At 71.0% G+C, this 22,997-nt stretch carries 25 protein-coding genes; 11 read left to right on the top strand and 14 right to left on the bottom strand.

Annotated elements, in window-relative coordinates:
* Position 1: 1 nt before the first annotated feature.
* Positions 2 to 172, bottom strand: coding sequence for a hypothetical protein (locus MFF40_RS14795; RefSeq protein ID WP_187277925.1), 171 nt, complete (start codon positions 170 to 172; stop codon positions 2 to 4).
* Between the two features lie 153 nt (positions 173 to 325).
* On the opposite strand from MFF40_RS14795, the gene MFF40_RS14790 reads away from it, so the two are divergent.
* The gene (locus MFF40_RS14790) at positions 326 to 601 is read left to right on the top strand and encodes a DUF4258 domain-containing protein (RefSeq protein WP_281406535.1); all 276 of its coding nucleotides are present in this window, start codon (positions 326 to 328) and stop codon (positions 599 to 601) included.
* Positions 598 to 795 carry a DUF2283 domain-containing protein gene (locus MFF40_RS14785; RefSeq protein ID WP_147857254.1) on the top strand — a complete coding sequence of 66 codons (198 nt, stop codon included), beginning with the start codon at positions 598 to 600 and terminating at the stop codon, positions 793 to 795. The genes MFF40_RS14790 and MFF40_RS14785 overlap by 4 nt, the downstream gene beginning before the upstream one ends.
* Positions 796 to 861: 66 nt before the next feature.
* Here the strand turns inward: MFF40_RS14785 and MFF40_RS14780 are convergent, their stop codons facing one another.
* Complete coding sequence (locus tag MFF40_RS14780; RefSeq protein WP_147896644.1) at positions 862 to 2,013, bottom strand: dimethylmenaquinone methyltransferase; 1,152 nt, start codon at positions 2,011 to 2,013, stop codon at positions 862 to 864.
* A gap of 198 nt (positions 2,014 to 2,211) precedes the next feature.
* On the opposite strand from MFF40_RS14780, the gene MFF40_RS14775 reads away from it, so the two are divergent.
* On the top strand, positions 2,212 to 3,525 hold the full coding sequence (locus tag MFF40_RS14775; RefSeq protein ID WP_238261047.1) for an MFS transporter: 1,314 nt from the start codon (positions 2,212 to 2,214) through the stop codon (positions 3,523 to 3,525).
* A gap of 7 nt (positions 3,526 to 3,532) precedes the next feature.
* Here the strand turns inward: MFF40_RS14775 and MFF40_RS14770 are convergent, their stop codons facing one another.
* Genes MFF40_RS14770 through MFF40_RS14755 form a run of 4 tightly spaced genes read right to left on the bottom strand, consistent with a single transcriptional unit; the run spans position 3,533 to position 8,373 of the window.
* A complete protein-coding gene (locus MFF40_RS14770) occupies positions 3,533 to 4,660 on the bottom strand; it encodes a glycosyltransferase family 4 protein (protein WP_238261045.1) in 1,128 nt (375 codons plus the stop codon).
* A 1-nt stretch (position 4,661) separates the two neighbouring features.
* Positions 4,662 to 6,029, bottom strand: coding sequence for a right-handed parallel beta-helix repeat-containing protein (locus MFF40_RS14765; protein WP_238261043.1), 1,368 nt, complete (start codon positions 6,027 to 6,029; stop codon positions 4,662 to 4,664).
* A gap of 11 nt (positions 6,030 to 6,040) precedes the next feature.
* On the bottom strand, positions 6,041 to 6,982 hold the full coding sequence (locus tag MFF40_RS14760) for a glycosyltransferase family 2 protein (protein ID WP_238261041.1): 942 nt from the start codon (positions 6,980 to 6,982) through the stop codon (positions 6,041 to 6,043).
* A complete protein-coding gene (locus MFF40_RS14755) occupies positions 6,979 to 8,373 on the bottom strand; it encodes a lipopolysaccharide biosynthesis protein (protein ID WP_238261039.1) in 1,395 nt (464 codons plus the stop codon). The genes MFF40_RS14760 and MFF40_RS14755 overlap by 4 nt, the downstream gene beginning before the upstream one ends.
* A gap of 320 nt (positions 8,374 to 8,693) precedes the next feature.
* Between MFF40_RS14755 and MFF40_RS14750 the strand changes: the two genes are divergently transcribed.
* Positions 8,694 to 9,215, top strand: a complete 522-nt coding sequence (locus tag MFF40_RS14750; protein ID WP_238261037.1) for a serine O-acetyltransferase — start codon at positions 8,694 to 8,696, stop codon at positions 9,213 to 9,215.
* Positions 9,212 to 9,829 (top strand): serine O-acetyltransferase, encoded by a 618-nt coding sequence (locus MFF40_RS14745; protein ID WP_238261035.1) that lies wholly within the window; start codon positions 9,212 to 9,214, stop codon positions 9,827 to 9,829. Before MFF40_RS14750 ends, MFF40_RS14745 begins: the two co-directional genes overlap by 4 nt.
* Positions 9,830 to 9,857: 28 nt before the next feature.
* On the opposite strand, the gene MFF40_RS14740 is transcribed toward MFF40_RS14745, so the two are convergent.
* Complete coding sequence (locus MFF40_RS14740) at positions 9,858 to 11,039, bottom strand: DUF1972 domain-containing protein (protein WP_238261033.1); 1,182 nt, start codon at positions 11,037 to 11,039, stop codon at positions 9,858 to 9,860.
* A 36-nt stretch (positions 11,040 to 11,075) separates the two neighbouring features.
* Between MFF40_RS14740 and MFF40_RS14735 the strand changes: the two genes are divergently transcribed.
* Positions 11,076 to 11,813 carry a class I SAM-dependent methyltransferase gene (locus tag MFF40_RS14735; protein ID WP_147856695.1) on the top strand — a complete coding sequence of 246 codons (738 nt, stop codon included), beginning with the start codon at positions 11,076 to 11,078 and terminating at the stop codon, positions 11,811 to 11,813.
* A gap of 12 nt (positions 11,814 to 11,825) precedes the next feature.
* Here the strand turns inward: MFF40_RS14735 and MFF40_RS14730 are convergent, their stop codons facing one another.
* The 6 genes from MFF40_RS14730 to MFF40_RS14705 form a co-directional block, all read right to left on the bottom strand.
* A complete protein-coding gene (locus MFF40_RS14730; RefSeq protein ID WP_147856694.1) occupies positions 11,826 to 12,758 on the bottom strand; it encodes a glycosyltransferase family 2 protein in 933 nt (310 codons plus the stop codon).
* Positions 12,755 to 14,368, bottom strand: coding sequence for an O-antigen ligase family protein (locus MFF40_RS14725; RefSeq protein WP_238261031.1), 1,614 nt, complete (start codon positions 14,366 to 14,368; stop codon positions 12,755 to 12,757). Before MFF40_RS14725 ends, MFF40_RS14730 begins: the two co-directional genes overlap by 4 nt.
* Positions 14,365 to 15,003 (bottom strand): CpsD/CapB family tyrosine-protein kinase, encoded by a 639-nt coding sequence (locus tag MFF40_RS14720; protein WP_147896651.1) that lies wholly within the window; start codon positions 15,001 to 15,003, stop codon positions 14,365 to 14,367. The genes MFF40_RS14725 and MFF40_RS14720 overlap by 4 nt, the downstream gene beginning before the upstream one ends.
* Positions 15,000 to 16,574: a Wzz/FepE/Etk N-terminal domain-containing protein gene (locus MFF40_RS14715; protein ID WP_238261029.1), complete on the bottom strand. Its 1,575-nt coding sequence runs from the start codon at positions 16,572 to 16,574 to the stop codon at positions 15,000 to 15,002. Before MFF40_RS14715 ends, MFF40_RS14720 begins: the two co-directional genes overlap by 4 nt.
* Positions 16,571 to 17,608, bottom strand: a complete 1,038-nt coding sequence (locus MFF40_RS14710) for a polysaccharide biosynthesis/export family protein (protein ID WP_238261027.1) — start codon at positions 17,606 to 17,608, stop codon at positions 16,571 to 16,573. The genes MFF40_RS14715 and MFF40_RS14710 overlap by 4 nt, the downstream gene beginning before the upstream one ends.
* A 563-nt stretch (positions 17,609 to 18,171) precedes the next feature.
* Positions 18,172 to 18,333 carry a hypothetical protein gene (locus tag MFF40_RS14705; protein WP_238261026.1) on the bottom strand — a complete coding sequence of 54 codons (162 nt, stop codon included), beginning with the start codon at positions 18,331 to 18,333 and terminating at the stop codon, positions 18,172 to 18,174.
* On the opposite strand from MFF40_RS14705, the gene MFF40_RS14700 reads away from it, so the two are divergent.
* The 5 genes from MFF40_RS14700 to MFF40_RS14680 all read left to right on the top strand — a co-directional run bounded on the left by MFF40_RS14700 (position 18,332) and on the right by MFF40_RS14680 (position 21,706).
* Positions 18,332 to 19,435 (top strand): helix-turn-helix transcriptional regulator, encoded by a 1,104-nt coding sequence (locus MFF40_RS14700; protein ID WP_147855579.1) that lies wholly within the window; start codon positions 18,332 to 18,334, stop codon positions 19,433 to 19,435. The two genes, MFF40_RS14705 and MFF40_RS14700, sit on opposite strands and share 2 nt — an antisense overlap.
* Positions 19,436 to 19,508: 73 nt before the next feature.
* Positions 19,509 to 19,709: a hypothetical protein gene (locus MFF40_RS14695; protein WP_147855580.1), complete on the top strand. Its 201-nt coding sequence runs from the start codon at positions 19,509 to 19,511 to the stop codon at positions 19,707 to 19,709.
* Between the two features lie 272 nt (positions 19,710 to 19,981).
* Positions 19,982 to 20,191, top strand: a complete 210-nt coding sequence (locus MFF40_RS14690; protein WP_147855581.1) for a hypothetical protein — start codon at positions 19,982 to 19,984, stop codon at positions 20,189 to 20,191.
* A 157-nt stretch (positions 20,192 to 20,348) separates the two neighbouring features.
* The gene (locus MFF40_RS14685; protein ID WP_238261024.1) at positions 20,349 to 20,879 is read left to right on the top strand and encodes a GNAT family N-acetyltransferase; all 531 of its coding nucleotides are present in this window, start codon (positions 20,349 to 20,351) and stop codon (positions 20,877 to 20,879) included.
* Between the two features lie 212 nt (positions 20,880 to 21,091).
* Positions 21,092 to 21,706 (top strand): DUF2147 domain-containing protein, encoded by a 615-nt coding sequence (locus MFF40_RS14680; RefSeq protein WP_238261021.1) that lies wholly within the window; start codon positions 21,092 to 21,094, stop codon positions 21,704 to 21,706.
* A 58-nt stretch (positions 21,707 to 21,764) separates the two neighbouring features.
* On the opposite strand, the gene MFF40_RS14675 is transcribed toward MFF40_RS14680, so the two are convergent.
* A complete protein-coding gene (locus MFF40_RS14675; protein ID WP_238261019.1) occupies positions 21,765 to 22,988 on the bottom strand; it encodes a serine hydrolase domain-containing protein in 1,224 nt (407 codons plus the stop codon).
* Positions 22,989 to 22,997 lie beyond the last annotated feature (9 nt).

The raw sequence follows: 22,997 nt of genomic DNA, 5'->3' as shown, positions 1-22,997 counted from the left end.
ATCAGCGCCCCAAACGGCCCGGCCAGCGCCCCCGCGCACGAGTTCGGTCATCAGGATGGCCGGTGGCGATCCGCGTGGCGACGATGGATGTGAAACTGACGCTGCCCCAGACGTCGATCTGCGCGGCGGCCACGGCGATCAGGACGCCGAGGGGCGCGCGTTCCGAGTGCATAGGAGAAGATGTTCCTCGCGGCCGTGAACGACTTGGCCGAATCGACCGGCCGGCTTCGGTTACGCTGGAACGTCATCGATCACGCAACGGCCGTCCATACCGAGCCCCGCAGGGGCGCCTTGCAATGCTGAATCGCTACAACAGAATGCCGACGTGAGCACACCCCGAATCAGATGGAGCGATCATGTCCTTGAGCGCATGCGGATGCGCAACATCGAGCCGGCTTGGGTCGAGCGGACGATCCGCAGGCCGGAGGTGATCGAACCCGATCCTGCTCGACCTGGCCGGGTTCGGGTGTTTGCTGCCGTGCCGGAGCGCGACGCGCGGATCATGCGCGTGGTATATGAACCCTTGGAAGGCGACGAGATCGTGGTTGTGACGGCTCTCCTTGATCGGGGCCGCACCCGCAAGAGGAGACAAACCGGATGACGTCCGAGTACGATCCGACAGTCGACGCCCTCTACATCCGTCTCGCCGACGCGCGCGTCGTCGAGAGTGAGGAGCTTCGCCCGGGCTTCATCGTCGATCTGGACTCCGAAGGGCGGATCGTCGGCGTCGAAATCCTGGATGCCAGCAAGCATGTCGCTCCCGGGGGCGAACTCGATCGCCCGCGCGCGGCGTAAAGCGGAACCGCTCTCACGACGGGGATATGCGCATACAGTCCAGCGGGTGCTGAACGCCGCCCCGCCTCACCCCTTCCAGTTCTTCAGCGCCGCGAACGGGCTGTCGGCATCCGGGGGCTTGTCCGGGTTCAGCACCGGCTCGACCTGCGCGACGGCGTCCGCCATCGAGAAGACGGATCCGCTCTGGAGCCGGCCGCCGGCGGCATCGCGATGGCCGCCGCCGCGGAACAGGCGGGCGCCGTCGAGGGCCGTGCCGTCGTTGGAGCGGAACGACATGGTGCCCATCCGCTGCACGTTGACGACGCGCTTGGCCCGGCCGGCATCCATGATCAGGTCCGAGACCCGCTGGAACGTGCCCGAATCCAGGGCGAAGGACAGGAGCGTGCCGTCCTTCAGCGGGCGGAACAGCGCGTCCGAGCGGGCGAGCGCCCGGGCGAGGCGCATGCGCGTGGTCAGCGCCCGGTCGTCGTCGGGTGCGTCGCGCAGGAGGGTCTCGGTCACCCCGGAGCGGAACGCCAGGGCGCGCCGCTCCAGATCGGCCGGGCTCGCGCCCTCCCGCAGCGCGACGGCGGCGGCCAGCAGCAGGCCGGACATGAAGGCCTCATGCCAGGGATGGCCGACCGGCACGAAGCTCGACACGCTCTCCCAGAACAGCTCGTCCAGCGCCAGGCCCCCCGTGAAGGCCGGGCTGTCCTTGCGCCAGAGGTCCACCGCGTCGATCGCCGCCACCAGGGCGGAGAGGTCGGTCGCGGGCTCGTGGGTCGCGAACAGGGCCCGGTGATCGAAGGTCATCCGGGTGGCGCAGACGTTTTCGTCGATCAGCAGGGTGCAGTCCGGATCGCCGAGGTCGATCCGGTTGAGGCCCGGCCGCTCGGGATCGGCTGCGGGCTCCAGTCCCTGGCGACGCAGCTGGTCCAGCGAGGAGGCGTGGTGGTCGAGGACCACGAGCCTGTGCTTCCGGCCGTCCTCGCGGCGGCGGTTCATGGCTGCGAACTTCTTCAGCCCCGCGATGGTCTGCTCCTCCAGGCCGAGGTCGGTCATGAGCAGGATCTCGCCCTCGCCCGCCCGGGCCAGGCGTTTGGTCTCGTCCTCGAAGACCGGGCCGACATCGCTGTAGCGGGGCACGTGGACGACGCGCTCGACCGCCGTGCAGGCGGCGGCGACCGTGGCGGCGCCGTAGCCGTCGAGGTCGTGGTGGGTGATCTGGATCAGGCGCACGCGGGGCGGTCTCGGTCGGTGACGGGTGCGAGCGGTCTACGACGCCCGGCGCCGCGACGCGAGGGGCCACACTGTTAGCCGGCAGCTTCCCCTTGCCGGCATTCGGTGCAGAATATCGGCCGGACGCCGTGAGTCGCGGACCAGCGATCGCACCCGAAGCACCCTGAAGAGTGCGCGTCAGCCAAAGGGGGGAAGTCAGTGGTTCCAGTCGCAACGCCGCGCGTGAAGCGCATCCAGAGGATCTCGCTCGCCCTGCTGGTGACGGCCGGGGTGGTCAACTACGTCGACCGCGCCACGCTGGCCGTGGCCAACCCGTTGATCCGGCAGGATCTCGGCCTGTCGATCCCCGACATGGGATTGCTGCTCTCTGCATTCCTGTGGGCCTACGCCTTCGCGCAGCTTCCGGCCGGCGCCCTGGCCGACCGGCTGGGTCCGCGGCTGACGCTGACCATCGGCTTGAGCTGCTGGTCGCTCGGCCAGATGCTCGGTGGGGCCGTGACCTCGTTCTGGCAGTTCGTCGGCGCGCGCATCGTCCTCGGCCTCGGCGAGGCGCCGCATTTCCCGACCTGCGCCCGGGTCTCGCGCGACTGGTTCAACATCCGCGAGCGCGGCACCGCCACCGGGATCTGGAACTGCGCGTCCTCGCTCGGCACCTTCCTGGCCCTGCCGCTGCTGACCTTCCTGATGGTGAGCTTCGGCTGGCGGGCGATGTTCATCATCATGGGCGCGGTCGGGCTGGTGCTCGCCGGAATCGTCTACCTCGTGTTCCGCAATCCTCCCGAGGTGAACCTCACCCCGGCCGAGCGCGCCTTCCTGGAGGAGGGCGACGCGCCCAACACCGACCGGCGCGTCACCTGGAGCTCGTGGAAGCGGCTGTTCCGCTACCGGACCAGCTGGGGCATGATCATGGGGTATTTCGGCTGCATCTACATGACCTGGCTCTACACGGCCTGGCTGCCGAGCTACCTCGAGATCGAGCGCCACTTCACCCTGCAGAAGACCGGGATCGTCGGGGCGATCCCGTTCGCGTTTGGAGTGCTGGGCGGCATCCTCGGCGGCCGGATCGTCGACATCCTGATCCGGCGCGGGGTCGATCCGATCCGGAGCCGCAAGGTCCCGATGGTGGTGGGTCTGCTGGCGACCGCGGCCTGCACCGTGGTGGCGGCGCTGACGCCGAGCGACACGCTCGCCATCGCGTGCATCTCGGCGTCGCTGTTCCTGGTATACGTGAGTTCGTCGGCCGCCTGGGCGATGGCCTCCGTGGCGGCGCCGGCCAACGCCAACGCTTCGCTCGGTGCGATGCAGAATTTCGGCGGCTACATCGGCGGCGCCCTGGCCCCGATGATCACCGGCTTCATCGTGGGCGGGACCGGCCAGTTCTCCATGGCCTTCATCACCGGCGCGGTGATCGCCGTCGTGGCGGCGCTGGGATACTGGACGCTGATCCAGGACCCGATCGCCGCCGAGGAGCCCGCGGAGACCTTCGTGGGCGGGCTCAAGCCCGCCGCTTAGGCCCAGGTCAGCCGCGCAGGTGCGGCACCGGCGCGTGGAGATCGCGCGCCGGCGTCCGGGCGGGAAAATTCCGGCGCATCAGGTCGACGAAGGTCGCGGCGGGCCCGTCCCAGTCGTGCCGGGCGGCGTGCGCCCGGGCGGCGATCGCGTCGAACGGCAGCCGCCCGTCGATCGCGGCGCCCATCAGCTCCGCCAGCCGCTCGACCCGGTCCGGGGCGTCCGGATCGAAGTAGCTCGCCGCGCTGCCCCCCGCCTCCGGGATCGCGGTGAGGCTCGAGGCGATCACCGGCGTGCCCCGGGCGAGGCTGTCGAGCACCGGGATGCCCCAGCCCTCGCCGCGGCTCGGGAAGACGAGCGCGGCGGCCCGGCCGTAGAGATCGAACAGGCCGTTGTCGTCGATGCCGGCGATGTGGACCGCGTCCGGGGTCCGGGTCAGGCGGTCGAGGGTCTCGGGTTGCTCGCCGTCGCCCTTGCCGACCACGATCAGCCGGGCCGCGCCCTGGGGCAGGCGCGCGAACGCGTCGAGCACCAGGCCGAGGTTCTTGCGCGGCTCCAGGCGGCCGACCATCAGCAGGTACGGGCGCCCGTCCGCGAGCGGATGCCGCTCGGCCGAAGCCCGCGGCGGGGTCGAGCCGCAGCGCACCTCTGCGATCCGGCTGCGGTCGATCCCGTAGACCTTCGCGATGGAGTCGCGGCTGTAATCGGAGATGGTCAGGACCAGCTTGGCGCGCCGGGCGGAGAGCCGCGTGAGGATCCGGTTCCGCCAGCGCATCCGCCACGTGAAGAACTCGGGATGGGTCTCGAACAGGATGTCGTGGACTACCACCACCTGGCGGTTGCCCGGCACCAGCGGCGGGGCGATGTAGGTGGTCAGCAGGGTGTCGAGGCGGTCGCGGAAGACCAGCCACGGCCAGATCGCGAGCAGGCGCAGGCTCGCCGGCACCCGCGGCAGCCTCTGGTGCTCGATGTTGGCGCCCGAGACGAGGCGGGCGCAGGCCTCCGGGTCGCCGGAATAGACCACGTAGGTCGCGTCCGGATGGCGGGCGGCGGCCCGGCCGATGATGTTCACGAGCCAGGTGCGGCTGCCCTGGGGCTTGCCGGTGAGCACGTGCGCGTCGATGCCGATGCGTAACATGTTACGGGCTCCTGTAGGCGCCGAAGGTCGGGGCTTCGCCGGCCGCGTAGGCGTGGCCGGCGAGGTCGCGGGTCGCGCCGAGCGGGATGCCGGCGCGGGCGGGGGGCTTGGTCAGCGCGAGGCCGTCCGCGAACGGGGCCGCGCGGTCGCGGAAGGCGGGTGTGCCGGCGAGATCGGGGCCTTGCCCGTTCAGAGGCAGGCTCGCCCCGTCGCTGGTGGCCGTGACGGCCCAGCGATAGAGCGGGGCCCCGACGCTGCTGCCGATGAAGTTCGGCCCGATCGCGTTGCCGTTGTCGGCGGTGGTCGCCTCGACCGCGATGGCCGCGATGCCGGGCCGGGTGGCGAAGGCGATGTTGTTCAGCACCCGGTTGCCCGCGGTGCGATCGATCGACTTGGTGTAGTCCGAGGCCAGCACGATCTCGCCGCGGTAGACGTGCTTGCCGCCGGAATCGCGCATGTTTCCGGTGACGGTGTTGTTCACCACCGTGTTCGAGCCGGCGTCGAACAGGTTGAGGCCGGCGCCGTCGTTGTCGGTGGCGACGTTGAACGCGACGGTGTTGCCGTCGCACCATTGGTCGATCTGGATGCCGTTGCCGTCCTGGCCGGTGGTTTCCTTCTGGCCGGTGACGATGTTGTACCGGATGGTGTTGCGGTCGCCCGCGTCCTGGGCGGCGTCCTTGGCGTAGACGTGGATGCCGGAGGTGCCCGACATCCCGACGCCGTTGCCCGAGACCCGGTTGCCCTCGACCACGTAGCCCGACCCGTTGATCTCCATCCCGTGGATGCCGTTGCCGGTCACCGTGTTGGCCAGGATGTAGCTCGGATCCTCCGGCGGCACGTTGATCACGTCGACGGCGACCCCGTGGGTCTTGTTGTCGGAGAGCGTGTTGCCGGTGATGCGGTGGCCGGCCCCGGCGCCGTCGCCGATCCAGATGCCGAGACCGGATTTCGACACCGTGGAGTCCGCCACCGTCACGTGGTGCGAGCCGCGGCGGATGATGAAGCCGGAATTGACCGCGCCCTGCACGGTCAGGCCGGAGACCGTGACGTAGGCGGCGTTCTCGAACACCACCGAGTTCGACAGGACAGGCTTGGTCCCGGCGACGGCCGCCACGGTGACCGGCGCCTCGGCGCTGCCGCGGGCGCCGATCACCGCCACGTCGCCGTAGTTCCCGCCGCGGACCAGCACGCGCGATCCGGGGCCGAGACTCGCGAACGGCACGTCGGCGAGGCGGGCCACCGTGCGGTAGTTGTCCATCGCGCCACCCGCGGGATCCACCAGGATGTTCTGCTGTGATTGCGCATCGGCCGCGCCGCAGGCGGCGAGCGCCGGCAGCAACAGGGCGACGAAGAGGTGTTGCGCGTGCATCCGGGACCCGCTCACGCCGCCAGCGCCCGGGCGATGGCGAGGCGCTTCTGGCGCTGGAACAGGCGGCGCCAGATCGTGCGGCCGGCCTCGGGGTTGATCCGGGTGAGGACGCGTGCCGCCATCTGCCAGCCGGGCAGCAGCGCCGTCGGCATCGCCAGGTCGGCGACGCGGTGGCGCGGGGCGGCGGCCAGCGGCGGCGGGCCGACGAGGCCGAGCCGGGTGAGGTCGGGCGCGAGGTCCGGGCGCTTGCGGTACCACAGCACCAGGGCCGCCCCCTCGCGCTCGGCGATGCGCAGGTAGGCGGTCTCGTCCAGGAGATGGTGGTGATAGGCCAGCGCCTCCGGCTCGTAGAACAGGTGCATGCCGCGCCGGGCCAGCCGCTCGCCGAGTTCGATGTCCTCGTGCCAGGTCAGGCGCGGATCGAAGCCTCCCGCCTCTTCGAGCAGCCGTCGGTCGACGCTGACGTTGCAGGTCAGGAAGGCGTCCCAGCCGACTTCCACCCGGCCCGCGAGCGCGTCGTACGACGCGTCGTGGTGCAGGGCGGAGAACGGCGAGAACGGCAGGGCCGGGTCGATGGTCATGCGCCCGAGGATCGCGGTCTCGCGTCCGCCCCGCCTGGCATGGGCTGCGAGATGCGCGTCGACGAGGCTGGGAGCCGGGATCGTGTCGTCGTTGACGATCAAGAGGCGCTCGCCCCGGGCCGACGCGATCGCCCGGTTCCGGGCCGCGTTGGCGCCGGCATTCTCCTGGCGCAGGTGCACGACCGGGATGCGCCCGGTGGCGACCGCGTGGCTGATCACCGTGCCGGTGGCGTCGGCGGAGCCGTCGTCGCAGACGACGATCTCGAACGGCCGATCGGTGGTCTGCCGGTCGAAGGCCCGCAGGCACAGGCGCAGCGTGTCGGCGCGGTTGTAGGTCGGGATGATGACCGAGAGCACGGGGACGTCGCTCATGACGAAGCTTCCGGGATCGAGAGGGCAAGGGGATCGGTGGGCGGGGCGGCGGGGGAGCGGCGGCGCAGGCATAGCCAGGCCGCCACCGCGGCGGAGAGGCCGGCGGCGGCCGGCACCGTGATCGGCGCGAGCGTTGCCGGGCCGGCGGCCCAGACGAGGGCGCTGACGAGGCCGGGGCCCAGCACGGTCGGTGCATCGCCGGGCGCCAGCGGTGCGCCGGCCTCCCGCCAGAAGGCGTGGGCGACGACCGCCAGCATCGCGACCTCGGCCAGCAGGGCGGCCCAGGCCGCGCCGAGCAGCGGATCGAGGGGAATCAGCACCGCGCACGCGGCCAGGTTCGTGGCGCAGGCGGCCGCGCTGCCGCGCACCGCGAAGCCGGTCCGGCCGAGGGGAACGAGGCCGGCGAACAGCACTGTGGCGGTGATCAACAGGGCGCTCATCGCGGCTGCGATCCGCAGGACCGGCGCCGCCGCAGCGAAATCCGGCCCGAAGATCAACCGCACCAGGGGGTCGGCGACCGCGCAGGCCGCCACGGTTCCGGCCCCCGCGGCCGCCAGGATCACGATCAGCGCCGGGCGCACGCTGGCGCGCAGGCGGTCGGTGCCGGATCGCGTGCGGCCGGCATTGAGGGCGCCGACGGCCCGGCCGAAGACCGGCACGAGTGGCGCGCACAGGGTGATCGCCACCGCGGCGCCGAGCTCGAAGAACCGGAAGCCCGCGGTGAACTGGCCGAGTTCGGCCGCTCCCGCCAGCGCCGCCAGCATGATCAAGCTGATGCGGCCGTTGAGCGAGCCGAGGGCGTTCGAGATCCCCACGCCGGCCGCGGCCCGGATCGTCGCCCAGCCATGCGCCAGGGAGGCGGGGCGCAAGGGGAGAAGCCTCGCGGCCAGGAGCAACCCGACCACGCCGTAGACGATGCCCGAGGCCACCGCGACGACGCTCAGGGCCGCCTCGGGGAGCTGCAACCAGAGCGCGAGTGCCGTTCCGCCGACCAAGGTCACGGCGTTGGCCAGCGACGGCCAGACCGACCAGCCCGGCTTCCCGCAGACCTGGAACAGGGAATCCTGGAAGCGCGCCGCCGCGAGCGGCATCAGCAGAGCGGCGAGGGCCAGCGCCGGCCGGATCTCCTCGGGCAGCAGCGGCAGGGCGCAGAGCAGCAGCAATCCGGTGGCGCCGCCGAGGAGCAGCCGCGCCGAGATCATGCGACCGAACTCCGCCGCCCGCATCTCCGGCGCGCCGGCGCCGAGGCGCGCCCCGAACGTCAGCGTGGTGCCGAAATCGGCCGCAATAAGCGCCACCGCCAGCACCGCGAGGGCCAGGCCGTAGCGGCCGAGCGCCGCCGGGCCGACGCCGTGGCCGACCATCACGAAGGCGGCGAAGCCGGCGGCCAAGTAAACCCCGCGGCCCGCGGCCTGTCCAAGCAGATTCGCGCCGTACCGCATGCCGCCCGGGCGGCCACGTCCGCGCAATCGATTTACCAAGCGGACCATCTCTCGGTGGAGCCTTACTGAAAACCGCGACCTACGATTGCATCGTGGCAGGGTGCGTATGGCTTGCAACCGTATCTTCAATTTATGGTTGCAGAGATAAAGCGTCTGAGGAAACCGGAGGACTGCGTATGTCCGAGCGCGCCGAGACTGACGCCGCCCGAGGGATCCCCCTCGCGGGCGCGACGAAATCTGCAGAGGGGCGGCGACAACGCTGGGTGCAGATGCGTACGGCGCTCGCGGCCGACCGCGCCCACTGGCACCGCCGGGGCCACGGTTCGGCGCGACTGTACAGGGGCTATCACGCGGTCTGGCTCTACCGGCTCTCCCGCTATAGCCACGAGCGCGGCTGGCGCATGGCGGCCTGGCTGCTGTGGCTGGTCAACGGCTGGTGGACCGGCTCCGATATCCCGCCCTCGAGCCGGATCGCCGGGGGATTGTTCCTCCCGTATCCGTTCGGCGCGGTCATCGCGGGCGCCGTCGGGCGTGACGCCGCCTTCGGCGTGCAGGCCTCGATCGGCGGCCTGTTGAAGGAGCCCGATCAGGATATCGGCGGCGGCCCCGGCTTGCCGGTGCTGGGTGACGGCGTGGTGCTGGAGGCCGGCGCGATCGTGCTCGGCGCGGTGCGGATCGGCGATCGGGCCCGGCTCGGCCCCCGCACGACCATCCTCAAGGACGTCGAACCCGGGGAGACGGTGATGCCCCAGCCCTGGCGGGCCTTGCCGGGCCGCGGAGCCGCGGCATGACCGGCGCCCTCGTGAACGCCGATCAGCGCGGTCCGACCGGCTACGCGGAGGTGCGCCGGCTGCTGTCGGCCGACTTCGCCCGCGTCCTGCGCCAGACCACGGGCGGCAAGCCGACCTCCCGGCTGCGACGCCTGATGCACCTGACGCTGCCCGCCATGCAGGTGGCGATCTTCCACCGCGTGGCGCATCTGATCCACGGACACGGCTGGCGGCGATGCGCGGCCGCCGTCTCGGACCTGTCGTTGCGGCTGACCGGCGCGAGCCTGCACCCAGGCTCGCCGATCGGGCCCGGCCTGTTCGTGCCCCACCCGGCCCGCATCGTGTTCTGCGGCAGCGCGGGGATCGATCTGGTGCTGCTTCCCGGGACGCTCGTGGGGCCGCGGGATTGGGTCTTCCCCGGCGCGCCGTTCCCCGCGGACGCGCCGCGCCTCGGCGACAATGCCGTGGTCGGCGCCCACGCGGCCGTCCAGGGTGCCGTCACGGTCGGGGCCGGGGCGACGATCGGGATCGGCGTGTGCAGCCTGCGGGACGTGCCCGCCGGCACCGTGACGATGGTCGCGCAGCGGCAGATCCGCAGCCGCTGCGATGTTCCGGAGGGCGGCGATGCAGTTTAGGACCAACCCTGCAACGTCGGCCCGCCGGTCAGGCCGGCCCGTGCTCGTGGCGGCGGATGGCTTCCCGGCCTCCGCGGGCGGCGCGCCGGGACGGGAGCTGGCGGCGGAGCACGCCTTCGTAGGCATCGACGATGCCACGCCAGCCGAACGCGTCCGCATGCCGGTCGCGGGAGGCCGCCGACATCGCGTCGAGCCGGCTCGGCGCGGCGCGCACGAGGTTCAGGATGCCCCGGCGCAGCTCGGTCTCGTCGCCGAAGAACACGGCGCCGTCGCCCGCCACCCAGCGGTTGAACGGATTGTCGTGGGCCAGGATCGGCGAGCCGGCGCCGAGGGCCTCGACCAGGGACGGATTGGTGCCGCCGACCGTGTGGCCGTGGATGTGGAAGCGGGCATGGAGCCGGAGGGCCGACACCCGGTCGGCCTCGTAGATCGCGCCCGCGAAGATCACGTCCGGGCCGCCCGCGGCCTTCACGGCGCGGTGGTAGGAATCCGAGTCCATCAGCTTGCCGAGCACGACGAGGGGCAGGCCGGGGCGGATCTCGCTCCAGGCGCGGACGATCTGGAGCACGAGGTTCTCGGGCACGACCCGGGCGATCAGCAGCCCGTAATCGCGGGGGCGCACGCCGAACGCAGACAGCGGCGTCGTCGGCGCCTCCAGCACCGGGTCGGCGCCGTACGCGATCGTGGTGATCCGCTTCGCCGCGGTGTTGCGGGCGAGGTGGCGGGCGATCTCCGGATGGTCCGCGACCAGATGCGTCGAGAACAGGCTGCCGAGACGCTCGTTCAGCCAGAACCATGCCTTGGCGAGCTTCGACCACCGGTCGCGCTTCCACTCGATCCCGTCCATGTTCATGACGCTGCGCTTGCCGGTGAGGCGGTACAAGATCGAGAACAGGGCCGTGTTGTAGCCGAGCACCAGCGGCAGGGCCGGCCGGAACGCCGCCCGCAGGGTGCATTTGAGGTCGAACACGATCGTCGCGAAGGCGCCGTCGCCCCGCACCGCGACCGGGATCAGCGCCACGCCGCGCCAGACGCTCGGCGGGGTCGGCGTGCTGACCTGGCAATAGACCTCGACCCGCCAGCCCCGCTCGACGAGATCCAGCGCCAGGCGCTCGGCCAGGGTCTCGAAGCCCCCATGCGCGGCCGGCACCCCGCGGGTGCCGAGGATCGCCACCGCCGGGCGCCCGTCCGGCCCGTCCCGATTCACCACTCCGGCGCGCGTCGCGTCCTCAAGGGAGCCTGAAGTATGGTCACCGTCGAACAGCGCCTGTTCCGGGAGATGGGGGCCGGGGGTTACTCCCGGCAGGACCACCGGATGGAGTACATCGTGCGTGTCAACGCGCTGCTCCGGCCGGATATGCGGGTGATGGAGTTCGGGGCCGGGCGCGGCAAGTGGACCGATGACCCGGTTCCACTGCGCCGGCACCTCGGCGACTTCCGCGGACGCTGCGCCCACGTCATGGCCTGCGACGTGGACGAGGCGGTCCTCGAGAACAAGTCGGCCGACGAGGTCCGTCTGATCGGCCACGACGGGGTCCTTCCATTCCCGGACGGAAGCTTCGACCTGATCTCGGCGTTCTCGGTCCTCGAACATATCGAGCATGCCGAGGTCACCGCGGCCGAGCTCGGCCGGGTCCTCGCCCCGGGGGGGTGGCTCTGCGCCTGGACGCCCAACCGCTGGGGCTATGTCGGGGTCGGCGCGCGGCTGATCCCGAAGCGGCTGCACGCGCAGGTCCTGCGCTGGGTCGAGCCGCGGCGGGTCGAGATCGACTCGTTCGTGCCGCTCTACACGATGAACACGGAGGCGGCGCGGAAGCGGCTTTTCCCAACTGATCGGTTCGAGCACTTCACCTACAGTTTTGACGGGCAGCCGTTCTATCATGGCGAGAACATCGTCCTGGGCAAGTTCTGGGAGCTGCTGTTCCGGCTCACGCCGGGTCCGTTGAAAGGCTACCACATGGTTTTCATCCGGAAGAAGGCGTGAGGATCGGGCCGATCAGCCTCGAAGACTGCGCAGATGGTTGGAAAACCTGCGCATGTCCTCGGCCTTGCGGGCGAGTTCCGGCTGCCGTCCGAGGCGGCCGGCGAGGCTGTAGGCCAGCGCCCGCAGGGTGAAGCCGAGGCGCAGCGGGGCTACGAAGAAGGCCGGCGAGGACAGGAGCCGGCCGGCGTTGCGCAGGCGGTAGATCCCCGCCAGCCCGTCGAGCCAGCGGGCCGAGCGCGTGCCGGCCGAGCCGCCCTGGAGATGGACGACCGCGATCCCCGGCAGGTAGGCGACCCGCCAGCCGGCATCGCGCAGGCGACAGCCCCAATCGACGTCCTCGCCGTAGAGGAACAGCGTGCTTTCCAGGCCACCGATCGCCTCGACCGCCTTCCGGCGCATCAGGACGAACGCGCCGCAGACCCAGTCCACGTCCAGGGCCTCGCGCCCCCGGGCCTGCCGGCTCGCGAGGTAGAGGCCGCGCAGGCCGAAGCGCCCGGACAGCCCGGCAGCGTGGACCAGGGTCGAAAGCGGGCGCGGCTCGTAGCCGGCATCGCCGACCTGATGGCGGCCGTCCGGGAAGATCAGGCGCGGCCCGACCGCGCCGACATCGGGATGCGCGTCGAGATGGGCCAGCGCTCCGGCTAGCGCCTCCGGGTCGCGCAGGAACGCGTCGGGGTTCAGAAGCAGGATCGTGTCGCCCTGCGCCGCAGCGAGCGCGACGGCGTTGCCCCCCGCGAAGCCGTGGTTGGTCCGCTCGGCGATCAGCCGCACCCACGGGAAGGCGCCGGCGATCCGCTCCGGCGTGCCGTCCGACGAGGCGTTGTCGACGACGATCACCTCGTAGGACCGGTCGATCCGGCTGGCCGCGAGGAGGCGCAGGCAGGTCTCGATGTCGGCGCCGGTGTTGTAGGTGACGATCAGGACACTGAGGCCGATGCCGCTCATGGTCGAACTCTCCGCGATCCGAGGGCAGGACGGTTCGGGGTCGCGGGCGGCCTCGGACGGTTGCCCGGCGAAGTCGCGGATCCATGATCCGGCACGGAGAGCGCGCGCGTCGCGCCGCCGACCTCCGCGGCGGCACGGCGCTGCGCGGCCCGCACGCCCGCGATCAGCCCGAGGCCGGTGTAGAGCAATTCGGCGATGCCGAGGTTCAGGCGGAAACCCGGATCGACGAGCCCGTGCAGCAGGTGGGCGATGAGTCCGACCGCGCAGGCGGCCGCGATGGCCGCCAGCGGATCGCCCACCGGTGCGCGCCAAGCCGCCCGGAAGCCGCGGTAGATCCCGACCGAAAAGACCAGCGCGAAGGCGGTGTAGCCGACGATCCCGACCTCGGTGAGGATCAGGATGTGCAGGTTGTGCACGACGTGGTTCGAGCGGTCGAACAATCCGGCGAGGCGGGACAGGCCGGTCTGATCGAGCACCGCGAACTGGTTGCCGAAATTGTTCAGCCCGACGCCGAAGAACGGGAACTGCGCGAACAGCGCCAGGGCGGCTGCGTTGAGCGGCCCACGCTGCGCCGCCGAGCCGCCGTCATCCGCGGTCAGGCGCTCCCAGACCAGCGGCCCGGCATAGATCGCCCCGATCCCGGCCACGACGACCAGCAGGGCGAACACCATCAGGCTCGCCCGAGAGAACAGCCGGTCCCTGTAGACCAGCAGGATCACCAGGGTCGCCGAGAGCGGATAGGTCAGCCAGGAGGCGCGCGACAGGGTCAGCACCACGCCGACGACGGCCGAACCGGCCCCGGCGGCGCCGATCAGGCGCAGGAGTTTCGGGCCCCGAGAGAGGGCTAGCGCCAGTGCCAGCGGCCAAACGAACTCGTAATAGTACCCGAGAATATTCGGGTGGACCTTCAGGCCTCCGGCGCGGCGCTGGGCGGAGAAGTTGATGTTCTCCTCGACGATCTGCTCCTCGCCGAGCACGGAGAGGCCGAGTTCGGAGCCGGAGACGTATTGCAGCCCCGCCACCGCGGTCTGCACCAGGCACAGCGCGCAGATCGCCAGCGCCAGGGTGCGGATATCGGCGCCGGACAGGTTCGAGACGGCGACCGAGACGAGGAGCAGCCCGAGGAACCGCCAGGCATCGAACCACAGGTAGGCGGTGTCGGGGGCGTTGGCCAGCGAGAGCAGGCCGGCGGTCAGGAAGCCCAGCTGCGTGAGCACGAGCGGCCGGTCGAGGCGCAGCCCCGAGACCCGCTCGCCGATGCCGGTCAGCTTGGACAGGATCAGCGTCAGCGCCACCAGGAGCGCCACGCTGACGGTCAGTCCGGCGCCGCCGCCGATGCTCGGCAGGTATTGGCCGACGGCCTCGAAATGCTGGAAGAAGCTGACATCGAGCTTCACGGTCAGCCCGACCGCGAGGGCGACCAGCAGCAGGGGCGTCAGGCGGTAGCGCTGCCCGGCGATCAGGGCGCCGACCCCGCCGAAGGCCGCGGCCAACCCGACCACGGCGAATTTCAGGGGCGCGGCGCTCAGCGCCACGGCACCGGCCGCCGCCGCGAGGCCGAGGCCGGCCACCGGCAGGGCGCGGAGTGCGCGAACCGGGGCGCCGCTCATCCGAGCCACCGGTACAGCCATTTCGGGATCGGCCGCCGGGTCCCGTTGAGGACGATGCCGAGCGGCGCGCCGCCCGCGGCCTTGAGGTCGGCCAGCGCCCGCTGCGCCACGGCCCGGCGCGTGCGCTCGGCGCCGATCACCACGACGAACCCGTCCACGAAGGGCGAAAGCGCCGCCGCGTCGCCGATCTCGGTGATCGGTTCGCAATCCAGGATGGCGAGGTCGAAGCGGTCGTCGACCAGCGCCAGGAAGTCCTCGACGCGGCCGTCGTCCAGGGTCGCCTTCCGGATCGCCGCGGCGCTCCCCGCCGGCACGACGCTCAGGCCGTCGGCGACCGGGTGGACCCCGAGGCTCGGCGCCACGTCCCCGGCGACGATGTCGGCGAAGCCCGGCCGGCCCTCCAGCCCGTAGGCCGCGGCCAGGGACGGCCGGGACCAGTTGGTCTCGATCAGCGCAGCGGTGCGGCCGCGGCGGGCATAGGCGCCGGCGAGTTCGCGCGCGAGCGTGCTCACCCCCTCACCGGGTTGGACCGCGGTGATCCCGACCCGTCGCAGCCGGGTCTCGTAACGGCTGAGCTGGACAAGGGCCGGCTCGAGCACGGCCGGGTCGATCATCGGGGCGTTGGCGGCGATCATGCGGCGGCTCCTCCGAAGCGCGGCCGCCGCTCGGCGCCGGAGCGCAGCGGAACGGCGGCAAGGACAGGCACGCGCAGGGAGCGGGCGACCTCGGCGGCGCTGCGGTAGGTCTGGGCGAGGATCTCCGCCAGGGCGACGTAGGCCAGGGCGGCGAGCAGCCCGAGCCCGGCCGCGAGGCCGAGGATCAGCGGCCGGTTCGGGCCGGAGGGCAGCCGCGGCGGCACGGCGCGCGCCACCAGGGCGGAGGAGGTCACGGATTGCGCGTCCAGCCCGGTGCCGGTGCGCAACGCATCGATGCGCTTCTGGGTGTCGTTGATCTCGTCGCTGAGCAGGGATTTCTGCTGCGTGAGCCGGCCGTAGGCCAGGGCCGCGTCGCTCTGGCCGATGGCGGCCTTGCGGCGGCTCGCTTCGATCCCCGTGATGGTCTGGATCTTCTCCGCGAGCACCGCGAGCCGCGCCGTGTCGGCGGCGATCAGCGCCTGGTACTTCTGCCGCGTCAGGGCGATGAGGTCCCGGTCGAGGCTGATGAATTCGGGGGCGGTCGGCCTGAATCGGACGGCGATCTCCGCCCGCTTGGTCCTGAGATCGGCCCAGCGCGTGTCGAAGGCCGCCACCGTCGGGTCGGCGTCGGGCGGCGTCGGCTGCCAGCGGTCGGGCCCGGTCTCGCGGGTTCGCTTGAGCCGGGACTCGACGCCTTCGCGCTCGATCTGGGCGGCCGACTTCTGCCGGGCGAGGTCCGACAGCGTACCGAGATCGTTCTGCTGCTCGATCTCGAAGCTGGCGGTGTTGTTGCCCTTCAGGGAGGTCGCCAGCTGCGCGTCGATGGCGGCGAGGTCGGCGCGCGCCCGCTCCAGCTTGCCCTGGTAGAAGGTGGCGGGCGTCTCGTCGGCGTAGACCTCGACGTGACGGCGCTTATAGGCATCGAGCAGCCGGTTCAGCGCCTGGGCGGCGAAGTTCGGGTCTGTCCAGGTGAAGCCGGTCAGGATCACGTCCGTCTCCTTGACGAACACGACCTTGAAGGAGGCCAGATAGGCCTCGTAGAGCTTCTCGTCGGGGCTGAGGTGGCGCAGCAGGCCCAGCGTCTCGAACGGGATGCGGGCCGTGTCCACGACCCAGTTCTTGACCGCCTTGGCCCCGCGCATGGCGACCCGGCCCTGGTAGATCAGCCAATCCATCCAGTCCGCGGGGGGCGGGCCGAGGTCGCCGGTCGGGGTGATCGCCTTCAGCGCCGCGAACTCGTCGCGCACGATGCTCGGGTCGCGCAGGATCTCGACCTCGTTGTTCACGTTCTGCGCGCGCTCGGAGAACATGTAGTTCTGGTTGGCGCCGCCCTGGACCGGGGCGGCCGACTTCTCGCGACCGAGGCGGATGATCAGCTTGGCGTCGGCGGTGTACTCGGCGGGCGTCAGCAGCAGGTAGATGCCGGCGCCCAGGATCGCGGCGGCCAGGATCAGCAGGGCCGGCCGGATGTGCCGGAACAGGGCCGCCAGGGCGTCGCGGAGATCGAAGGCGGGGCCTTCGACGTCCTCGGGGGCGGCCCGGTCGGGCCGGGACATGTCGGACTTCGTCACGTCCCGGACCTCACGGTGGCGCTGGTGGAGGTGTTGGCGGACGGGCCGGTGATGTAGTTCACGCCGAAGCCGGTGCCGTTGAAGAGCAGGATCTGGCGGACCACGAGGTCGACGGCGCGGGCGGTCTTCGCCAGCAGCGAGGGCGGCACGTAGACCGTGGCGTTCGGGGGCACGATGATCGAGTCGGCCAGCCCCGGCTCGCCGATGTCGACGATGCGGACGCTGCCCGCGGCCCCGCCATCGAACCGGATGATGCGGACGGCATCGCCCGCGGCTGTCGGCAGGATGCCGCCGGCCGAGCCGAGCACCTGCGCCAGCGTGCGGGCACCCTGCAGGGTGACCGGCCCGGGGGCCCGGACCTCGCCGAACACCATGGTGTTGGCCGGCACCAGGCTTGCGAGTCGCACGCTCGTGCTCACCGTGGCGAGCTGGCGGTGGTAGGCGGCGGTGAGGTTGCTGGCGACCTCGGACACGGTCCGGCCTGCGGCCTGGACCGGCGGCACCATCGGCAGGTTGATCTTGCCGTCGGGCTCGATCGCCAGGACCTTCACGCGGCCCATATCGGCCCGCTGGGTGAGATCGCGGAAATCATCGGTCACGGTTCTGAATTTGCGCAGCATGATCGTGACGACCGGGTCGATCAGCACGTCGTCGTAGGTGCTCTTGATCAGCGTGGCGGCTGCCTCGGGCGACAGCCCGGCGACCTTGATGCCGTTCTTGCCCGGCAGCGAGATCCGGCCATCCGGTCGGACGATCACCGTACGGTTGTATTCCGGGTGGGTGCGGAAATCGACGTCGAACTCGTCGCTGGGGTTGAGGCGGTAGGTCGGCTGGACCACGCTCGAGTCGATCAGGAACGACACTTCGAGGTTGTCGCCGACATTGAGCCGGTAGTTGGCGAGCCCCAGGCGCATGGTGCGCCCGACCTCCTCCTCGGCGGCGGCGACGACCGAGGGCGGCACCGCATCGGCGATCGAGCCGGTCTGGGTCACGTCCGGGCCGGACCGCCCTGCCGAGCGGGGTTTGCCGGACATGCAACCGCTCAGAAGCGGTGCGCAGGCGAGGACCGCCAGCGCGGCGGCACGGCATCGCGGATGATCCGCGACGCTGGATGCCCGGGAGGCGCGCCGGGTCGCCGCGCCGAGGAACGCAGACAGGGAAAACGCCATCGACCTTCAGCCGCACCATGCTCGACTGCGCCCGTCCGATGACAACTCGTGATCGAACCGCGCAGAGCGATACAATCGACGGGTTTGGTTAACGAGGCTTGAAGCTCGCCCCGCTCAACTCTATCAGAAGTTGTGAAAACGGGCCTGTGGCAAACTGCGGAGGCCGGGCATGGCGCCTGGCCAAGACAGGAGCGCGCCGGACGCGTCGGCCTGCCGGAGGCGGCCGTTGCTCGGAGGCGGTGCCGGCTACCGGAACGACCCTGCTTGCACATGGATCTTAAGGAACGGTCACGCTCGGATTTCAGGATCCTTGCCGCCCCGTAGATCACGCGCTGTCCCACCACGGGCACGCGACCACGACGCGTGCCGCGCCCGATCCAGCCATGACCGGTGTTCGAACGGAACGCAGAGAGCGTGATGACTGTCGATCAATCAATAGGTTTGATCGAAATCCGTATCTCTTCAGATCCTTGCTTAAGCTTGAGCTCTCGGATAACAAGAACTTGATCGAAACGCCTCGGATATTCAGACGAGGCCGGGGCGGCGCGATCCTGAATGCCGGCATTCACCGGCCCGGAGTCGAGCGCCATGCCCGGCCTGAACCCCGCGCTGTTCGCGCGCCTCAGCGACGACCTCGAGGCGTCCTTTCAGGAAGACCTGGAGGAGGCGGTGGTCGATCCGGCGCGCTGGCCCGATCTGATCGAGCGCGTGTCGCTGGCGTCCGGGAGCGAAGGCGCGCTGCTCCTGCGCACCGACCGGACGGCCCTGGATGCGCTCACCACGGCGTCGCTCGCCGAATCCTCGAAGCGCTACTTCGAGGAGGGCTGGCACCGGGAGGATCACCGCTTCCGCGGCATGCCGATGATCCGCGCCCGCGGCATCGCGGTCGATCAGGACTTCACGACGCCCGAAGAGATCCAGCGGCTGCCGTTCTATCAGGACCTGCTGGCCTCCAGCGGGCTGCGCTGGTTCGCCGGGATCGGCTTCGAGGTGAAGGGCCGGCTCTGGTGCCTGGCGCTGCAGCGGACGGTGGCGCAGGGCCTGTACGAGCCGCACGAGCAGGCGCGCCTGGCGACCCTGTCGCCGCTGCTCCGGCGGGCCGGACTCCTCACCGCGATGGTCGAGAAGGCGCGCCTCGCCGGCCTGACGCAGGCCTTCGACATCATCGAGCGAGCGGCCATGATCCTCGATTCCGAGGGGCGGGCCGTGCATTGGAACACGGCGTTCGGGGCGCTTCTGGGCCGCGACCTGAAGCTCGCGGGTGGGCGCCTCGCCGTCGAGGAAGGTGAGGCGGCACGCCAGCTGGAGGCGTTGTCGCGGCCGTCCGGGCGGGCCCCGATCTCCGCGATCGTGGTGGCCCGCCGGGATGCTTCGCCGATCGTGCTCCACGTGGTCCCGCTAGTCGGCCCGAGCCGCGGCCTGTTCGCCGGCGGCAGCACGCTGCTGATGGCCAGCATTCCCGGGACCATGCCGGTGCCCGCCGCCTTCGTCCTCCAGTCCGCCTACCGGTTGACCCCCGCGGAGGCGCGCCTCGCCCAGGCCCTGTCCAACGGTGTCACCCTCGCGGAGGCGGCGAGCCGCTTCGCGATCACCGCCGCCACCGCGCGCTCGCAGCTCAAGGCGATCTTCGCCAAGACCGGCGTGACCCGGCAATCGGACCTGCTCCGGCTCGTGATGGGCTTGGCGCGGTAGTGTGCCGTCTGTCGGGTTGCGGAACGGGTCGTGCCGCGAGGCCGTTTCAACCGACACGACAGGAGACAACACCATGACGTATCGGATCGCACTGGCCTCCGCGCTGACGATCGGAGCTCTCGTGATCGGCGCCCCCGCCGAGGCGAAGGGGTGTCTCAAGGGGGCGGTGGTCGGCGGCGTCGCCGGCCATATGGCCGGACACGGCAAGATGGGCGCCGCCGCCGGCTGCGCGATCGGCCATCACCGGGCCAACAAGAAGGACAAGCAGGGCTGATCGCATCCCCGCAAGCACCGCTGCGCCGCGACCGGCGCGGCGGTGATCCGAGATGACCGGCACGGCCTTGTGAAGCCGGATCCCCAGCCGGGGATCCGGCTTCACGCGTTTCTGAAGGGGGGCTCGGTCGGCGGGGCCGAAACCCGATCGGTGACGACGTCCGATGACGGCGATCCCTTGACCGCTTATTGGAGTTGTTCTAATTAAGAACTGTAGGCGGGCGGCCAGCGATCGGTCCCTGCCGCAAGCCATTGCGACGACGGAGAGAGACGATGACCGGTACCGCGAACGCCGCTTGCGAGAGCTGCCGCTTCTTCGACGACCACAAGCTCAACGGCGCCCAGGCGCAGGGCGACGAGGGTCTCTGCCGCTTCAACCCGCCGGTCAGCCAGCCGGCTCCGCAGTCCAAGGGCCTGTGGCCGGTGGTGGCCTCCAAGGATTGGTGCGGCCACTTCACCGCCGAGATGTCCGCCGCCGAGTAATCGGGACGCGCGGCGCCGCGATCGCGGCGCCGGACTGGCGTCCATCCCCGCGCCGTCCTGCACCGCGATCCACCCGTGACGACCCGCGCGCGATCACCCGGCCCCACGGGGTGGTCGCGCATTGCCGTTTCGGCTCCGGCAGCCGTATGTTCGGGCCATGAGTCACGCCATCCGCCCCGCGACCCAGGCCGATATCCCGGCGATTGCGGCCATCTACGGCGAGGCCGTCCGCACAGGCACGGCGAGCTTCGAACTGGAGCCGCCGGACGTCTCGGAGATGGGGCGCCGTTTCGCCGTCCTGCGCGACGGCGGGTTTCCCTACCTCGTGGCGATCAGCGGTGGCGCGGTCTCCGGCTACGCCTATGCCGGTCCCTATCACCAGCGCGCGGCCTATCGTTCGACCTTCGAGGATTCGATCTACGTCGCTCGGTCGGCCCGGGGTACGGGCGTCGGACGAGCGTTGCTCGGCGCGTTGATCGTCGAAGCCGAACGGATCGGCGGCCGAACCATGGTCGCGGTCATCGCCGAGAGCGACTCGCCCGCGTCGGTTGCGCTCCACGCCGCCTTCGGTTTCACGCCGGTCGGCACCCTGGCGGGCGTGGGTTACAAGCACGATCGCTGGCTCGACGTGACCCTGATGCAGCGGCCGCTCGGACCGGGCCGGAGCGCTCCGCCGTCCCGCACCTGACCGGCCGGCTATCGGCACGAAGACTGGTCATCGTGGCTCAGCCCTAGGCTGCGCCGTCATGATGCGGACAACTTCGCGCGAGAGACGGCGGGCAGGACGCGCAAGCCGCCCGGTGCTCGGCCCGGCGAGAGCGCGATGACGCGAGCGCGGGGGCCGTCCGCAAGGCGGTCGGTCTCGTTCCTTCGGGGCGCGCGAGGCAGGGGAGTTCGGGTATGATGGTTTCTTCGATCGGTCGGCGGGTCGCGCCGCTCGCGGCCCTGGCGCTCGCCGCGCTTGGGTCGCCCGCGCATGCCGCGACACCGGCTGACCCCAGCGGCACCTACATCACCGAAGACGGCCGCGCCCGCGTCCGCCTCGAAAAGTGTGGCGCCGCCAACGACCGGCTGTGCGGCTACGTGGTCTGGCTGAAGGTGCCGCTCAACGACAAGGGCGAGCCGCGGGTCGACTTCAAGAACCCGGATCCGAAGAAGCAGGCGCGCCCTTCGCTCGGCCACCAGCTCATCCTGGGCCTGAAGCCGAACGCCGACGCCCATTACGAGGGCAAGATCTACAATTCCGAGGACGGCAAGTCCTACGACGTCACCATCTGGACCGACGCGCCGAACGAACTGACGGTGCGGGGCTGCCTGATCGCCTTCCTGTGCAAGTCGCAGACCTGGAACAAGGTCGTCGACCTCCTGCCCGGCCAGCTCGCCGGCGCGACCAACGCGCCGAACGGCCCGCGCAGCGACCCGGAATTCGCCACGGGCTCGCCCAAGCCCGCCGCCAAGGCGGGCGCGAAGCCGTCGGCCAAGCCCGCCGCGGCGGACGCGCCGGCTCCGCAATGATCGGGGTGGAGCATCGTCGCGGTTCGAACCGTCTGACCGCACGATGCTCCGGCGGCGCTCAATCGTCGAGCGCCGCGTAGGTCAGGACCCGCAGCTCCCGCCGGATCGGCAGCGCCGAGGACGGCACGAGCTGCGTCATGAGCACGACCGAGAGATCCTCGGCCGGGTCGATCCAGAAGGCCGTCGAGGCCAGGCCGCCCCAGGCGACCTCGCCGGGCGTGCCGAGAATCTGGGCCCGGGCCGGGTCGAGCATCACGGAAAAGCCCAGGCCGAACCCGATCCCGGTGTAGGAAGTCTCGGCGAAGCGCGGCGTGCCCATGGCCGCCAGATCCCCCGTGAGATGGTTCGCAAGCATCAACGCGACACTCTTCCGGCCGAGCAGGCGGTTGCCGTCGAGGGTGCCCCGGTTGAGGATCATGCGGCAGAAGCGCTGATAGTCCGATGCGGTCGAGACGAGTCCGCCGCCGCCGGACGCGATGGCCGGGACTTTCGCGAAGGTGGTGTCCACGGAATCGTCGAACAGCCTGAGCTGGCGCGCGCGGTCATACGCATAGGTCGCGCAGAAGCGCGGCATCAGCTCGGGCCGGACGTGGAAATCCGTGTCGACCATCCCGAGCGGGCGGATCACCTCATCGCGCAGATAATCCGCGAACGGTCGGCCGGTGAGGGCGGCGACGTACTGGCCGAGCACATCGGTGGCGACGCTGTAGTTCCAGGCGCTGCCCGGCTGGGCGAGCAGCGGCATCCGGGCGACCCGGGCGGTCATGTCGGCGAGGCTGCCCTCCGGCGCGAGGAAATCCACTCCGTGCTCGCGGTACTGCGCGTCGACAAGGGTCGCCTCCATGAACCCGTAGGTGAGGCCCGCCGTGTGGGTGAGGAGATCGCGCACGGTGATCGCACGACGCGCCGGCTCGGTCTCCAGCTTCGCCCTGTTGCCGCCCACGGCCACGCGCATCTCGGCGAAGTCCGGCAGCACCCGGGCGACCGGATCGTCGAGCTGGAACAGGCCCTGCTCGTAGAGCTGCATCACCGCCACCGAGGTGAGCGGCTTGGTCATCGAGTAGATCCGCGTCACCTTGTCGAGGGTGAACGGCGTTCCGCGGGCGAGGTCGGCCTGTCCGCAGGCGCGGGCGAAGGCGATGCGGCCCCGCCGTGCCACGGTGACCGACAGGCCGGCGAGCCGACCCTCCGCCACGAGCCGGTCCATCCACGGCGCGATTCGGGCGAGCCCCACCGGGCTGAGCCCTGCGCCCTTCGGGTCGATCTCGGTCAGCGCGCTCATGTCGTCTCC

Origin of the sequence: Methylobacterium mesophilicum (genome assembly GCF_022179445.1) — a bacterium.
In the GTDB taxonomy this organism is placed as follows: Bacteria; Pseudomonadota; Alphaproteobacteria; order Rhizobiales; family Beijerinckiaceae; genus Methylobacterium; species Methylobacterium mesophilicum.
The sequence above is the reverse complement of the archived record's forward strand: the minus strand, read 5'-3'. Positions and strand labels throughout refer to the sequence as shown.